This window comes from Streptomyces sp. NPDC050161, from assembly GCF_044460025.1.
In the GTDB taxonomy this organism is placed as follows: Bacteria; Actinomycetota; Actinomycetes; order Streptomycetales; family Streptomycetaceae; genus Streptomyces.
Map to the genome: position 1 here is coordinate 18,559 of NZ_JBITJM010000014.1, position 13,060 is coordinate 31,618.

Below are 13,060 nucleotides of genomic sequence, written 5' to 3' on the forward strand. Positions count from 1 at the left end.
AACCGCCCTGCCGCCGATCGCGGGCGGCCCTTCCGCACCAAGCTACCGATAGGTAACATGCTGGCATGGCTTCCGAGACCCTGCCGTCTATCGGCGAAATGATGGCGGCATCCGTGCCGATGGTGCGCACCCTCAACCTCGAATTCACCGAGACCACCGCCGAGCGCGCCGTGGTCCGACTGCCCGACAGGTCCGACTTCCACAACCACGTCGGCGGCCCGCACGCCGGAGCGATGTTCACCCTCGCCGAGTCGGCGAGCGGCGCGATCGTGATGACGGCCTTCGGCTCCGAACTGGGCCGCGCGGTGCCGCTCGCGGTACGTGCCGAGATCGACTACAAGAAGCTCGCGATGGGCCCGGTCACCGCGACCGCGCAGCTCGGCCGGCCGGTCGCCGAGGTGATCGCCGACCTCGACGCGGGCGAGCGCCCGGAATTCCCGGTGAACGTCTCCCTCACCCGCGAGGACGGCGCGGTGACCGGCGAGATGACGATCGTCTGGACCCTGCGCCCCAACGGCTGATCCCGGGGCCGGCAGGAGCCGCTTTCCTCCGCGCGGCCGGTGTGACCGAGGTGTCCCTGCGCGCGCGTTGGCGGCGTCGTGCGGGAAGGGCGATCGAGTACCCTTCCCGGGCGGCGCGCTGTCCGGCGCGCGGGGGAATCCGCCGGCACCGGCTTCGGTGACACCGGCCAGCGGCCCACGGGGGCCCGACATCGTGCGGAGGAAGCGGCTTTGCATATCCAGGAGTGGCTCGGGACGGTACCGGCCGTGAGTGTCTACCTCCTGGTGGGGGTGGTCATCGGGGTGGAGAGCCTGGGCATCCCGCTGCCCGGCGAGATCGTCCTCGTCAGCGCGGCGATCCTCGCCGCGACCCAGGACCACATCGACCCCGTCGTGCTGGGCGCGTGCGCGTCGGCCGGCGCGATCATCGGTGACTCCATCGGGTATCTCATCGGCCGCAAGGGCGGCCAGCCGTTGCTGGACTGGGCGGGCCGCAAGTTCCCCAAGCACTTCGGCCCCGACCACGTCGCGATGGCCGAGGAGAAGTTCGAGAAGTGGGGCATGTGGGCGGTCTTCTTCGGCCGCTTCATCGCGCTGCTGCGCATCTTCGCGGGGCCGCTCTCCGGCGTCCTGAGGATGCCGTACTGGAAGTTCCTGATCGCCAACGTCCTGGGCGGCATCGTCTGGGCCGGCGGGACGACCGCGCTGATCTACAGCGTCGGCATCGTCGCCGAGCCCTGGCTCAGCCGGTTCTCCTGGCTCGGGCTCGTCGCCGCCCTGCTGTTCGGCATCGGCTCGTTCGTGGTCATGAAGCAGCGGGCGAAGAAGGCCGCCGCGGAACGCGAGGCCGCCGAGGCCCCGGTCTCCGCCACCGTCGACTGACCTGCGTCGGACGCCCCCGCACCGGTCGACCACCGGGAGCGGCGGCCACCTGACCACACCGGCCCGGCAGCCCTGCGCTGCCGGGCCGGTGCCGTTGTCGTCGCCGTCAGGGCGTGTACCAGACGTCGGGTCCGCCGTCGCGCCACTCGAAGACTCCGGTGTCGTCCCAGGCCAGGTGCGCCGCGGGGAATCCGGCGCGGCGCAGGAACGCGGCCACGTCACCGGGGCGGCGGGCCCGTCCGAGGTCCTGCCCGCGGAGCGTGACGCGACGCCCGCCGGAGCAGGGCGGGTGCACGATCACAGGTGCGCGCTTCATGGCACCAGGGTGCGACCGGCCCGGCATGATCGCATGCCGAACGTGAGGCCCTGGTCACCTTTGGTGAGGGTCTCCCGCGGCTACGCCCCGCTCCGCAGCCGCGAGAAGAACCGCGCCTTCCGGTCACCGTCCCCGGCCTCCCGCTGCCACCAGCGCGGCCCGTCGTCCGCCTCCGCCGGATAGGCCGCGCCGCCCCGGCCGCCGGTCCGCAGGCTCGCGACGTGGAACTCGGCGCCCTTGACGAGCAGCGGATCACCGACCACCTTCTTCGCCGCCAGCGCCTTGCGCCAGGCCCGCAGGGCGGTCTCGCGGCTGCCGTGCGCCTGCTCGATGAGGGCCCTGGCGTACAGCACGTTCGAGTGCAGCCAGAAGTCCCCGTCGCAGTGCCGTCCCTCCCAGGCCCGGCGGGCCGCGTCGCGTGCCTCGTCCGGCGCGGTGGGCGCCAGCGCCATCGACAGCAGGGCGCAGCTGTGCGCGGGACCGGGGCCGAACCAGACGTCCAGGGACCGGTGCCCGGACGCCTCCTCCAGGCACGCCACGGCCGTCGCGCTGTCCTCGCGGTAGAGCGCCACCACGGCGTGCGCATGGGCGACACGGGCCAGACCGTCGGAGTCACCGTGTATCACGGCAGCCGCCCACGCCTGGTCGAGCAGCGCGTCCGCGGTTCCCAGCGCGTGCTCCTGCGCCGCGAGCCAGCCCGCCAGCCAGAGCGCACGTGCGCGCAGCGCCGTGTCGTCCCGGGAGAGCAGCAGCAGCCGGTCGAGATGCGCCCGGCCCTCGCTCCGGAAGCCGCACGCCCCCCACCGGAACCACAGGGACACCGCGATCTCCAGTGCGCCGAGCGCGTCGTCGGCGTCCAGCGGCGGGCGGGTCAGGGCCGCGTCGAGATGGTGCTGTTCGTCCTCCACAAGACGGACGGCGACCTGCTGGTCCTGACCTTGCCAGACGATCTGCGCCTCGGCCGCGAGCGCGGCGACGGCCTGCCGGAAGCGCCGCAGCGCCGCCGGTTCCTCGCCCGCCTCGCGCAGCTGGGTGCGCCCGAAGTCCCGGGCGCCGCGCGGGAGTCGGTAGCGGGGCGGCAGCGCGGCCCGGCTGTCCTGCGGCCCGCCGCCCGCGTCCCGTACGCGTTCCAGGACGGACGCGGACCCGAGCCGTTCCAGGGCCGCGTCCACCTCGGCCGCAGGAACGTCACTGCTGCTGCATACGCACCCCGCGAGCCACGGATCGAAGTCGCCGGGCAGCACCGAGAGCCGGGCCCAGACGCGCCGGTCGACGGGGGAGCAGAGGGCATAGCCCGCCGCGTGCGCGGCGTACAGCGAGGTGTGCCTGACCGTCGCGGCGGGACCGGAGTGGAACAACGGCCCTTCGGAACCGGCCTCCGCCGCGAGCTGCGGCAGCGACATCCGGTCCAGTTGACGGGCGGCCAGCGCGATGGCCAGCGGCGAGCCCTCCAGCGCCTCGCAGACCGCGACGAGCAGTTCCGGCGCCGCCGGTCCTGCCCGTTGGGCGAGCAACTCGACGGCGGGGCCCGCGATCCCCTCGCCCAGCGTCACCGGAAGCGGCGCGAGGGACAGCACCTGTTCCCCGGCGAGCCCCAGCGGGCGCCGCGACGTCACCACGATGCGCAGCTCGGGCCCGGCCCGCAGCAACCGCTCGACCAGCCGGGCACATTCGGCGGACACCGGGTCGCAGTCGTCGAGCAGCAGCGTGGCACGCTCCGTCGCGCAGTACGCGGCGAGCGCGGCGACCCCGCTCCCGGGCGCCCCGTTCGTGTCACCCGTCGCCCCGGCCCCGGACGTCGCATCGGCGCCGTCCAGCCCCGCCGCGCGCAGCAGCGCGTCCGTCAGTCCGCCGTCGGCCAGACCGTCCCAGCAGCCGACCCGGATCACGGCGCCGTCCAGGCGCGCGGCGCGGTCCTCCAGCACGGCGCGGGCCAGCAGGCTCTTGCCCACACCCGCCGGTCCGGTGAGGGTCGTCAGGGGCGCGCCGTCGACCAGCTCGGACACCACCTGCTGCTCAACGGCCCGCCCCACCATCTCGGGCAGCGGCCGGTGATCCGCCCACGCGCTCATCGGTCATCCCCGTTCACGGCACGGCGCCGCGCCCACCTCGTCGGCTCACCACGATGCCAGAACCGGCTGCTGGGCAAACCATGCCGGCGGACATCTATCGAGGGAATGGCGCGTGGCGCGCTTGACGCGGCCCGGCCGGCTGCGTGACGGGTCGGGCGGGCCGGATGCGCGAGCCGTGCCCGAAGAACCGCCGTCCGACGCCGCATCGGCGGACCGCGCCATCCGGAGCACTCGTGTTGCCGCCGCCGGATGATCCACAACAATGGACCCGTGATCCGGCCGCCCGCGGTGCGTCCGGGGTTCGTGGCAGGTCCGGCAGGAGGAAAGCTGTGAGGTATCTGCGGGCTGTCGGCCTGGCGTTGGCCGGCATGGCGCTGCTGGCCGGCGGGCTCGCCGCCGGCGCGCACTGGATGCTCGACCGGTACGCGACCAGCAAGGTGGACCGCGTCAGCCATTCCGTTCCGGGCACCGAAGTCGCCTCGTCGATCGCCGGGCACCTCTCTCTGCCGCTGATCCCCAAGGGTCCGCGCTCGGTCGACTGCCGCGGCGCCCTGCGGGCCGTCAAGGGAGCGCGCGTCCACTGCACGGCCCACTACCTGCGCGGCACGGACCGCGGGATGACCGTACGGGTCGTCAGGGTCGGCGGCGGACGGATCACGTACGTGCACGACGCACCGCACCGCTGACCTCCTGGCCGGACCCCTCCCGCCGACTCCCGCCCGTGGCCCGTCGCTTACTGTGCACCCGGCGCGATCACGTACGGACGAAGGAGAACGGCAATGGCGCAGGGCGCACTCATCGCCGGTGTGGGCGGCACCGCACCGAGCATCGACCCGACGGTCTTCACCGCACCGACATCGGTCGTGGTGGGTGAGGTGACGCTGGGCGCCGGATCCAGCGTCTGGTACCACGCGGTGCTCCGCGCCGACTGCGGACCGATCGTCCTGGGGGCGGACAGCAACATCCAGGACAACTGCACCGTGCACGTCGATCCCGGGTTCCCGGTGACCGTCGGCGACCGTGTGTCGGTGGGCCACAACGCCGTGCTGCACGGCTGCACCGTCGAGGACGACGTCCTGGTCGGCATGGGCGCGACGGTGCTCAACGGCGCGCACATCGGCGCCGGTTCGCTGATCGCCGCGCAGGCGCTGGTGCCCCAGGGAATGGTCGTGCCGCCCGGCTCGCTGGTGGCCGGGGTGCCCGCCAAGGTCAAGCGGGAGCTGACCGCTGAGGAGCGCGAGGGCATCAAGGTCAACGCCGCGATGTACCGGGAACTGGCGGATGCGCACCGCGAGTCCGTCACCGGCTGACTCCGGGCGCACCGGGGCGGCGCGCGGTGGGGCGAAGATCACAGGGCGGCGCGCGGCCGGTCGCGGGGCGTGCTGAGTACGGTGTCCGGGTGCCGTCGAACCAGAACGTGTTCTCATCCCTCACGGCCTGGCGGCGCCGGGCCGTGTCGCGTCTCGTCCACCGCGGCACGCGCTGGGTGCGGCAGGCCGCGGCCGTGACCGCCGAGCGGCCGGGCCCTTACCGCTTCCGCCGCATCGGCACCGGCGCCCGGCTGGCGTACCCGCAGGGGACGGTGTTCGGCGACCCGTGGATCGAGATCGGCGACCACTGCATCATCGCCCAGGACGTGACGCTGACCGCGGGCATGATGCCCGATCTCGATCTCGGTCCCGATCCGATCCTCACGCTGGGCAACGGCGTGGTGCTCGGCCGCGGCAGCCATGTGATCGCCGATGTCCGGCTGACGATCGGCGATGACTGTTTCTTCGGCCCCGGGGTCTACGTCACCACCACCAACCACAGTTACGACGACCCGGACGTGCCGGTCGGCAAGCAGTGGCCGCGCACCGACCCGGTCGAGATCGGTCCCGGCAGCTGGATCGGCACCGGAGCGGTCATCCTGCCCGGCGCCAGGCTCGGCCGGAACGTCGTGGTCGCGGCGGGCGCGGTGGTACGCGGCGAGGTGCCCGATCACGCGGTGGTGGCCGGGGCGCCCGCGAAGGTCGTGAGGCGCTGGGATCCGCGGGCCGGGTGGCAACCGCCGCTGCGTACCCCGGCGCCGGTGCCGATCCCCGAAGGGGTCACGCCCGAGCAGCTGTTGGCGCTGTCGGCCGACGAGCGCTCCGCCGCGGACGCCGGCTGAGCCGGTCAGCCGGCGGATGCCAGCAGGACCGTGCCCAGCAGGGCCAGCGAGGCGCCCGCAGCCTGGACCGTGCGCAGCCGCTCCTTGAGGATGCCGAGCGCGGCGAGCGCGGTGACGACGGGGTAGAGCGAGGCGAGTACGGCGGCGACGGTGACCGGGCCGTGCTGCGCGGCGAGCGCGTAGGTGCCGTTGGCCGCGACATCGGCGATGCCGACGAACGCGAGGGCGGGCAGCGCACCCCGCAGCGCGGGCAGCCCGTCGCCGGGCAGCGCGGGGGTACCGCGCCGCACCGTCGCGTACAGGGCGGCGCCGCCGACCGCGACATTGCACAGGCGCTGGACGAACAGGGCGAGGAAGAGGCCGGTGACGTTCGTCGACGCCTCGGCTATCAGCGCCATCACGGCTCCGAAGCCGAACGCCGAGACCAGGGTGAGCGCGATCGTCCGGCGCGGCACGGACACCCCGCCCATCCGCTGCCCGCCGGCCAGCACGACCCCCGCCACGGCCACCGCCATGCCCACCGCCTGCATCGCGCCCGGCCGCTCGCCCAGGGCGATGCCGACGCCGAGCGGGACGACGACGGTGCCCAGCGAGCCGAGAGGGGAGACCACGCCCATCGGGCCGAGCGCCAGGGCGCGGTAGAAGCAGAGCATCGCCGCGGGGCCCACGACACCGGCGGCGACCGCGAACCACAGCGAACCGCCGGCCTCCCGCCAGCCGCCCGTGGCGAGCACGACGGCGCCCAGGACCACGGCGGCCAGGGCCTGCGAGACCACCACCACGGTCAGCGCGTGCAAGCGCCGGGTGAGCAGTCCGCCGCCGAAGTCGGCGAGCCCCCACAGCAAGCTCGTGGCCAGGGCGAAGACCGCAGTCATGGTGAAACCTCGCAGTACTGTGGGTTGAACGCTGAAGTGCAGCACACCGTAGTTCAATAATCGCGACTATGGCATTCAATATATTGGACGGACCGTGACGGACCTCGACCAGATCACGCAGTCGCTCGCCCGCAACCTCAAGCGCTGGCGCACCGAACGCGGCTACACCCTCGACGCGCTGGCCGCCCGTGCCGGAGTCAGCCGCGGCATGATCATCCAGATCGAACAGGCCCGTACGAACCCGAGCGTGGGCACCACCGTCAAGATCGCCGACGCCCTCGGCGTCAGCATCATCACCCTCCTCGACCACGAACAGGGGCCGCAGGTACGGATGGTGGCCCCCGGCGAAGCCGTCCGCATGTGGTCGACCGAGGCCGGCAGCCACACCTCCCTCCTGGTCGGCGCCGAGGCCCCCGGGCCCTACGAACTCTGGGACTGGCTGCTGATGCCGGGCGACAGCAGCCAGTCGGACCCGCACCCGCCCGGCACCGTCGAACTGCTCCACGTCCGCACCGGCACCCTCACGCTCACCGTCGACGGCACCGACCACACCGTCCCCGCCGGCGCATCGGCGACCTTCGAGGCCGAGGTCGCCCACGGCTACCGCAACGACGGCACCGAACCCGTCGAGATGACCATGTCCGTACTCATCCAGCCCGCCCGCTGACCCGCAGGCCACGGCCCCTCTCGCCCCCTGAGACGGGCCGCTGCCCGGCCCGCCGTGCCTGCTAGCTTGGCGGCATGCCCGTGCCCATGGATGCCTTCGACGATGTCCGGCCCGCGATCGAGCGCCTGGACCTGCTGCCCGACCCCGTAGCCGCCGCCCTCCGCGACTGGCGCGGATCCGTGCCGGTGGAGGAGATCCGCTACGTCGACACCGACCCGGCGATCGCGGACACCGCGCTGCTCGTCGAGCACCACGGCGCCTGGCTGCTGGAGCAGTCGGCGAACTGCGTCGTGGTGGCGGGCAAGCGCGGCGGCGATGTCACCCTGGCCGCCTGCCTCGTCCTCTCGCACACCAGGGCCGACGTCAACGGCGTGGTGCGCCGCCAACTCGGCGCCCGCAAGGCGTCGTTCGCGCCGATGGACACCGCCGTCGGCGACAGCGGCATGGAGTACGGCGGCATCACCCCGATCGGCCTGCCCGGCAACTGGCCGGTGCTGGTGGACGCCGCCGTCGCGGACATCCCGTACGCGCTGATCGGCAGCGGCCGGCGACGCGGCAAGATCATCGCGCCGGGCAAGGCGCTGGCCGAACTCCCCGGCGCCACGGTCATCGACGGGCTGGGCGTGGCCTGACGGTCCACGCCCGGGGCGGCCCGGCCCCGCCTACCCGGCGTCCGACGAACGGGACCGCAGGTCCAGGGAGAGCGCCGTGGCGTGCTCACTGAAGCCCAGGCTGCGGTACAGCGCCTCCGCGTCATCCGTGGCGTGCAGGTCGACCCGGGTCACGCCCAGCTCGGCGAACCGGTCCAGCAGCGCCTCCGTCGTCGCCCGCGCGTGGCCGAGCCCCCGGTGGCCGACGTCCGTACAGACGTTGAAGACGAAGGCGAACCGGCCCGATGGATGGCCGGGCGCGGGCAGCCGCTGCTCGACCGTGCCCACCGCGCAGGCCACCAGGCGCGGCGCGGCGTCCCCGGCGGGGCCGTCCACCACGAACGCGACGAGCGGGCCCTGCGGATCCGCGAGCTGACGGCGCGCCACCTCCTCGGCGCGCCGCTCCCATTCCCCGGGCTCGTCGCGGCCGTTCATCGCGGAGAACATCAGGCGGCGCAACCGGACCAGTTCGGCGGCGTCTTCGGGCACGGCGGGACGTGGCGTGATCATGCCCGGACGCTAGCGCAGCGGCCACCCGGGCCCGAACGGGATATCTCAAGGGCCGGACGACCGCCCGAACCGCCGCCAGGACCAAGCCCGTTGGGATGCCGGCCGCCGGCCCGACCGGTCGCCGAGACCCCCCCGGGCACACGGCCGGCACCGCGCGATACCGTCTCGCCCGTGACAACAACCTCATGGGACATCGTGCTGCTCGGCGGGGCTTCCGGCGTCGGCAAGAGCCGCCTCGCCGCCCGTCTCGCCGAGGAATCGCAGGGCTTCGTCGTCGAGTTCGACGACGTCGTCAGCGCCGTACAGGCGATCACCACGGCCGAACAGCACCCGGACCTCCACCACTTCGACCAGGACACCGACCCGGCCCGACTCCCCGCAGGGCAGGTACTCGACCGCCAGATCGCCACCGCACAGGCCCTGGAACCCGCGGCGCTCGGCGTGGTACGCAACCGCCTGACCGTCGACGTACCCGCCGTGATCGAGGGCGACTACCTCACCCCGGCCGCCGCCACCCGGGCCGTCCGGGAGGGAACGGCGGCCGGCCGCCGCGTACGCGCGGTGTTCCTGCACGAAGCGGACCCCGAGCAGATCACCGCCAACTACGCCTCCCGGGAACCGGACCTCGCGGCGCAGACGGACCGGGCGCAGGTCAGCGCGGAGTACTCACACTGGCTCAGCCACCAGGCCGGCCTGCACTCCCTGCCGGTGGTCGCCGCCCGCCCGTGGCACACCCTCGCGGCCCGCACCCGGCAGGCCATCGGCTGAGCGGCGGACGAACACTCAGCGCAGCCGCGGTATCTCGATCGCCGGGCAGCGGTCCATCACGATGTCGAGGCCCGCGTCGCGCACCCGGTGCCAGGCCGCTTCGTCCACGACCCCGAGCTGGAACCACACCCCCCGCGCGCCGACCGCGACGGCTTCGTCGGCGACGGCACCGGCCTGCCCGCCGTTGACGAACACATCGACCACGTCGACCGGGAACGGTATCTCCGACAGCGACGCGTACCCCTTCTCGCCGTGCACCGTCTCGGCCTTCGGATGCACCGGCACGATCCGCTTGCCGTGGCGCTGCAGCACCTCCGCGACGCCGTACGCGGCCCGCTGCTGATTCGACGACAGGCCCACGACGGCCCAGGTGTCACCCAGCTCGGTGAGCATTCTGCGGATCGTTGCGGGATCGCCGTACACGCGCTGCCTCCTGCGGAAGGGAAGTCTCCTGCCCGGGAAACGGACGACCCCGCGCAGGGATTCCCGATCCGGACGTATTTCCCCGGCCGTTTCGCCCCGCCGTCCTCCCCGCGCAGCCGCCCGGTTCCTCCGCGACGCCCCCGGGCAGCGGAACGCCCCGCCCGAAGGGGAAGACGGGCGGGGCGGGATCGTGTGCCGGAACGTCAGGCGGTCCTGCCCCTCGCACCGCTGCTCGCCATTCCGGCGCCGACGGCCGCGGTACGGGCGGGCTTGCCGATCGGCAGCCCGCCGGCCGGGCCCGCGACGCCGTCCTCGGAACCGTCCTCGGAGTGCGCGCCCACCGGCTCCGCGCCGCCCGCCGCCGTACCCGGACGCCGGGGCGCCGCCGGCCCGTCCACCAGGGCGAAGCCGCCGTCCGCTGCGCCGTCCTCATCCGCGGCCCCCGCCCCGGCCGCCGACAGGGCGGCGTGCAGCTCCTCCATGTCCACCAGCATGCTCACCGGACCCGTCGGGTTCAGGTACATCGCATGGCCGGGCGGCAGCTGCCCGACGAGTTCCGCCACCGGGCGCCGGTCGTAGAGCAGCCGCCCCACGGACTCCAGGTGGCTGTCCGACGTGTACACGGGCACCACCGGAGTGCCCTCGGGCGACGCCGCGGCCAGCGGGCTGCCGGTCGCGCTGACCAGGACCGACACCTGCGCGCGCGCGAGCGCGTCCGGCACGTCCTGGGCCGGCCCGTACCCGGTCGCGGCGAGCTGCACGGCCTGGTCGACCGGGTCCGTCGGGTCCGCCCAGTCCAGCATCTGCGGGGACGGCCGGTACTCCGGGTTGTCACGCCACTCCTCGATCTCGCCGGTCGGGCCCGAGCGCCACTGCCCGATCAGCGCCCAGCGCGGCGGCGGCCCCTCGCCGGTCCAGGTGAGATCGACCATCGCCAGCCAGTGGTCCGGCGCGCTGCGGGCCGCCTCGATCACCTCGGGGGGCGGCTCGGGCATCTCCTGACCCGTCACGGGAACACCTACCGCCACCGTCGTCTGTGTGCTGTCGTCCATGAAGCCCTCCGCCAACCCGCCGTACGGTTTCTGGGTACGCGACCGGGCCCCGTCCACGAGGCCGTCGCCCCGGTCACAGTGCCCACGGTCGGCCCGCACGTCTGCCCGACGCACCGGAGTGGCCCCGGGGATACGCCGCCTGGCCGTGCGCGCAGCCCCCGTACGGCGGACACCCGCAGCGCGGCGCGGGCCCGGGGCCCGTCGGACCGGCCGGTGCCGGGCGGCGCGGACGGGCCGCATAGGCTGGTGCGATGCAGGAGCAGTACCGCACCCTCGCCCGCGCGGGCGTGCACGAGATCGAGATCAACAAGTCCCGCTTCCTCTGCGCGCTCGCACCCGTGGCGACCGAGGCCGAGGCCCAGGACTTCATCGCGGCTGTCCGCAAGGAGCACCCGGGCGCCCGCCACCACTGCTTCGCCTACGTGCTGGGCGCCGACGGCGGCATCCAGAAGGCCAGCGACGACGGCGAACCGGGCGGCACGGCCGGAGTGCCGATGCTCCAGATGCTGGTGCGCCGCGAGGTGCGCTACGTCGTCGCCGTCGTCACCCGCTACTTCGGCGGCGTCAAGCTCGGCGCCGGCGGGCTGATCCGCGCCTACGGAGGCGTCGTCGGCGAGGCGCTGGACACCCTCGGCACGGTCACCAGGCAGCGCTACCGGCTGGCGACGGTCACCGTCGACCACCAGCGCGCCGGCAAGGTGGAGAACGACCTGCGGGCCACCGGACGGGTCGTGCGCGAGGTCACCTACGGCGCCGACGTCCGCATCGAGGTCGGCCTGCCGGAGGCGGACATCGACGGCTTCCGCGCCTGGCTGGCCGACGCCACCTCCGGCACGGCGGGTCTCGACCTCGGCGGCGAGGCGTACGGGGACGCCTGACGCCGGCGGGTGGCATGGCGTCCTCGATGGACGCCTCAGCCGACGGGGGCCGGGGCCTCCGGCGCCGGGAACGTCCGGGTGGCCAGCGCCCACCGGGTGAGCGGCCGGGTGGCGAGGCCGCAGAGCGCGAGGACGACGCCGAGCACCACCCAGCCGGGCCTGCCCCATTGGAGGCACAGCGTGGTGAGTACCACCGGTGACGCTGCCCGCACCACGCCGTCGGCGAGGTTGAAGGTGCCCTGATACTGCCCTTGGGCGTGTTCCGGGGCCAACGTGAAGCTGATCTCGAACGCCCCTGCCGCCAGGCCGAGTTCACCCGACGACAGGAGGAGTACGCCGACGAGCAGCAGGGCCGCGGCCACGGGGGCGGAAACCCCCGAGGTGAAGGCGAGGACCGTACAGCCGGCGAGGGACAGGAATCCCGCTCCGCGCAGTGCGGTGGCGGCGGGCAAGGGGCCCCGCACGCCGCGGGTGGCCCTGACCTGGAACAGAACGACCACCGCCGTGTTCACCACCAGCAGTGCGGAGAGCCACCACCGGGGCGCATCGGTGTGCGACACCAGCCAGAGCGGCAGGATCAGCGACACCACGTCGTACTGGAACCCGATGGCCCCGCACAGCAGCGACAGGGCGAGGTACGGCCTGTCCCGCATGGCCTCCATGCGCCGCGTGCCCGGGGGGCGTGGCACCGGATCCACGGAGGGGATCATCAGCAGCAGTCCGGCCGCTGCAAGGAAACTCAGTCCGTTCGCCAGGATGAGAAGGGTGTAGCCCGCCGTCGAGTTGAGCTGGAGCGCGATGCCGGCCGCGGCGGCACCGATGCCGAGGCCGAGGTTGGTGACGGCGCGCAGATAGCCCCGCACGCGGGTGCGTTGACCGGGCTCGCTGAGCCGCGCGATGAGGGCGCCGCTGACCGCCTGGGCGCCGCGTTGTCCGATGGCGGCGACGGTGACCAGTGTGAGAAAACCGGCGAAGGAGTGTGCCGTCGGAAACAGGAACATCGCCACTGCCTGGATTCCCTGGGTGGCGACGTACAGCCCCCGGGGCCCGACGCGATCGGCCACGGCACCGAGGGGGAGGCCCGACAGGAGGCCGACGAACGTCGAGACGGCGAGGCCGGCACTCACACCCGCCACGCTCAGCCCGACGACGCGGGTGAAGAACAGCATGCTGCCCGCGAGGTAGAGCCCGCTGCCGACAGTGGTGATGAAACTGGCGACCGTCAGGACACGTACGGGGCCGCGGGGTATGCCGGTCTTCATGCACGTCTCCGTGAAGCGCCGTTGGTGTCCTGCTCGCACACGTCACTTTCCTT

Annotated in this window: 16 protein-coding genes; 9 read left to right on the forward strand and 7 right to left on the reverse strand. The window is 73.6% G+C overall.

Going from position 1 to position 13,060, the window contains the following annotated elements; all coding sequences use genetic code 11:
- Positions 1-65 precede the first annotated feature (65 nt).
- Positions 66-521, forward strand: a complete 456-nt coding sequence (locus ACIBK8_RS22500) for a DUF4442 domain-containing protein (RefSeq protein WP_399043576.1) — start codon at positions 66-68, stop codon at positions 519-521.
- 210 nt (positions 522-731) lie between these two features.
- Positions 732-1,382 carry a DedA family protein gene (locus ACIBK8_RS22505; protein WP_399043577.1) on the forward strand — a complete coding sequence of 217 codons (651 nt, stop codon included), beginning with the start codon at positions 732-734 and terminating at the stop codon, positions 1,380-1,382.
- A 106-nt stretch (positions 1,383-1,488) separates the two neighbouring features.
- On the opposite strand, the gene ACIBK8_RS22510 is transcribed toward ACIBK8_RS22505, so the two are convergent.
- Together ACIBK8_RS22510 and ACIBK8_RS22515 are read right to left on the reverse strand one after the other, a co-directional pair.
- On the reverse strand, positions 1,489-1,698 hold the full coding sequence (locus ACIBK8_RS22510; protein WP_399043578.1) for a hypothetical protein: 210 nt from the start codon (positions 1,696-1,698) through the stop codon (positions 1,489-1,491).
- 80 nt (positions 1,699-1,778) lie between these two features.
- Entirely contained in the window at positions 1,779-3,770 is a 1,992-nt protein-coding gene (locus tag ACIBK8_RS22515) for an ATP-binding protein (RefSeq protein WP_399043579.1), read from the reverse strand.
- A 329-nt stretch (positions 3,771-4,099) separates the two neighbouring features.
- On the opposite strand from ACIBK8_RS22515, the gene ACIBK8_RS22520 reads away from it, so the two are divergent.
- From ACIBK8_RS22520 to ACIBK8_RS22530, 3 genes are all read left to right on the forward strand, one after another.
- Positions 4,100-4,456 (forward strand): DUF4333 domain-containing protein, encoded by a 357-nt coding sequence (locus ACIBK8_RS22520; RefSeq protein ID WP_399043580.1) that lies wholly within the window; start codon positions 4,100-4,102, stop codon positions 4,454-4,456.
- 93 nt (positions 4,457-4,549) lie between these two features.
- Positions 4,550-5,080, forward strand: a complete 531-nt coding sequence (locus ACIBK8_RS22525) for a gamma carbonic anhydrase family protein (RefSeq protein WP_399043581.1) — start codon at positions 4,550-4,552, stop codon at positions 5,078-5,080.
- Positions 5,081-5,169: 89 nt separating this feature from the next.
- Entirely contained in the window at positions 5,170-5,922 is a 753-nt protein-coding gene (locus ACIBK8_RS22530; RefSeq protein WP_399043582.1) for an acyltransferase, read from the forward strand.
- 5 nt (positions 5,923-5,927) lie between these two features.
- Here the strand turns inward: ACIBK8_RS22530 and ACIBK8_RS22535 are convergent, their stop codons facing one another.
- On the reverse strand, positions 5,928-6,797 hold the full coding sequence (locus tag ACIBK8_RS22535; protein ID WP_399043583.1) for an EamA family transporter: 870 nt from the start codon (positions 6,795-6,797) through the stop codon (positions 5,928-5,930).
- Between the two features lie 94 nt (positions 6,798-6,891).
- Between ACIBK8_RS22535 and ACIBK8_RS22540 the strand changes: the two genes are divergently transcribed.
- Both ACIBK8_RS22540 and ACIBK8_RS22545 read left to right on the forward strand, forming a co-directional pair.
- Positions 6,892-7,464: an XRE family transcriptional regulator gene (locus ACIBK8_RS22540; protein WP_399043584.1), complete on the forward strand. Its 573-nt coding sequence runs from the start codon at positions 6,892-6,894 to the stop codon at positions 7,462-7,464.
- Positions 7,465-7,538: 74 nt separating this feature from the next.
- On the forward strand, positions 7,539-8,096 hold the full coding sequence (locus ACIBK8_RS22545) for a YbaK/EbsC family protein (RefSeq protein WP_399043585.1): 558 nt from the start codon (positions 7,539-7,541) through the stop codon (positions 8,094-8,096).
- A gap of 30 nt (positions 8,097-8,126) precedes the next feature.
- Here the strand turns inward: ACIBK8_RS22545 and ACIBK8_RS22550 are convergent, their stop codons facing one another.
- Positions 8,127-8,624, reverse strand: a complete 498-nt coding sequence (locus ACIBK8_RS22550; protein ID WP_399043586.1) for a GNAT family N-acetyltransferase — start codon at positions 8,622-8,624, stop codon at positions 8,127-8,129.
- A 171-nt stretch (positions 8,625-8,795) separates the two neighbouring features.
- On the opposite strand from ACIBK8_RS22550, the gene ACIBK8_RS22555 reads away from it, so the two are divergent.
- On the forward strand, positions 8,796-9,392 hold the full coding sequence (locus tag ACIBK8_RS22555) for an AAA family ATPase (protein ID WP_399043587.1): 597 nt from the start codon (positions 8,796-8,798) through the stop codon (positions 9,390-9,392).
- 15 nt (positions 9,393-9,407) lie between these two features.
- On the opposite strand, the gene ACIBK8_RS22560 is transcribed toward ACIBK8_RS22555, so the two are convergent.
- Positions 9,408-9,815, reverse strand: a complete 408-nt coding sequence (locus tag ACIBK8_RS22560; RefSeq protein WP_399043588.1) for a CoA-binding protein — start codon at positions 9,813-9,815, stop codon at positions 9,408-9,410.
- A gap of 203 nt (positions 9,816-10,018) precedes the next feature.
- Entirely contained in the window at positions 10,019-10,867 is an 849-nt protein-coding gene (locus tag ACIBK8_RS22565; protein ID WP_399043589.1) for a type VII secretion system-associated protein, read from the reverse strand.
- 251 nt (positions 10,868-11,118) lie between these two features.
- Here ACIBK8_RS22565 and ACIBK8_RS22570 point away from each other — a divergent pair, with 251 nt between their 5' ends.
- Positions 11,119-11,745 carry a YigZ family protein gene (locus ACIBK8_RS22570; protein WP_399043590.1) on the forward strand — a complete coding sequence of 209 codons (627 nt, stop codon included), beginning with the start codon at positions 11,119-11,121 and terminating at the stop codon, positions 11,743-11,745.
- 35 nt (positions 11,746-11,780) lie between these two features.
- On the opposite strand, the gene ACIBK8_RS22575 is transcribed toward ACIBK8_RS22570, so the two are convergent.
- Complete coding sequence (locus ACIBK8_RS22575) at positions 11,781-13,007, reverse strand: MFS transporter (RefSeq protein WP_399043591.1); 1,227 nt, start codon at positions 13,005-13,007, stop codon at positions 11,781-11,783.
- Positions 13,008-13,060 lie beyond the last annotated feature (53 nt).

What these genes read in the sequence shown, in the direction of transcription:
- ACIBK8_RS22525 (WP_399043581.1), top strand. Translation starts at nt 4,550, where the DNA reads ATGGCGCAGGGCGCACTCATCGCCGGTGTGGGCGGCACCGCACCGAGC.
- ACIBK8_RS22545 (WP_399043585.1), top strand. Translation starts at nt 7,539, where the DNA reads ATGCCCGTGCCCATGGATGCCTTCGACGATGTCCGGCCCGCGATCGAG.
- ACIBK8_RS22570 (WP_399043590.1), top strand. Translation starts at nt 11,119, where the DNA reads ATGCAGGAGCAGTACCGCACCCTCGCCCGCGCGGGCGTGCACGAGATC.
- ACIBK8_RS22575 (WP_399043591.1), bottom strand. Translation starts at nt 13,007, where the DNA reads ATGAAGACCGGCATACCCCGCGGCCCCGTACGTGTCCTGACGGTCGCC.
- ACIBK8_RS22535 (WP_399043583.1), bottom strand. Translation starts at nt 6,797, where the DNA reads ATGACTGCGGTCTTCGCCCTGGCCACGAGCTTGCTGTGGGGGCTCGCC.
- ACIBK8_RS22550 (WP_399043586.1), bottom strand. Translation starts at nt 8,624, where the DNA reads ATGATCACGCCACGTCCCGCCGTGCCCGAAGACGCCGCCGAACTGGTC.
- ACIBK8_RS22510 (WP_399043578.1), bottom strand. Translation starts at nt 1,698, where the DNA reads ATGAAGCGCGCACCTGTGATCGTGCACCCGCCCTGCTCCGGCGGGCGT.
- ACIBK8_RS22515 (WP_399043579.1), bottom strand. Translation starts at nt 3,770, where the DNA reads ATGAGCGCGTGGGCGGATCACCGGCCGCTGCCCGAGATGGTGGGGCGG.
- ACIBK8_RS22565 (WP_399043589.1), bottom strand. Translation starts at nt 10,867, where the DNA reads ATGGACGACAGCACACAGACGACGGTGGCGGTAGGTGTTCCCGTGACG.
- ACIBK8_RS22500 (WP_399043576.1), top strand. Translation starts at nt 66, where the DNA reads ATGGCTTCCGAGACCCTGCCGTCTATCGGCGAAATGATGGCGGCATCC.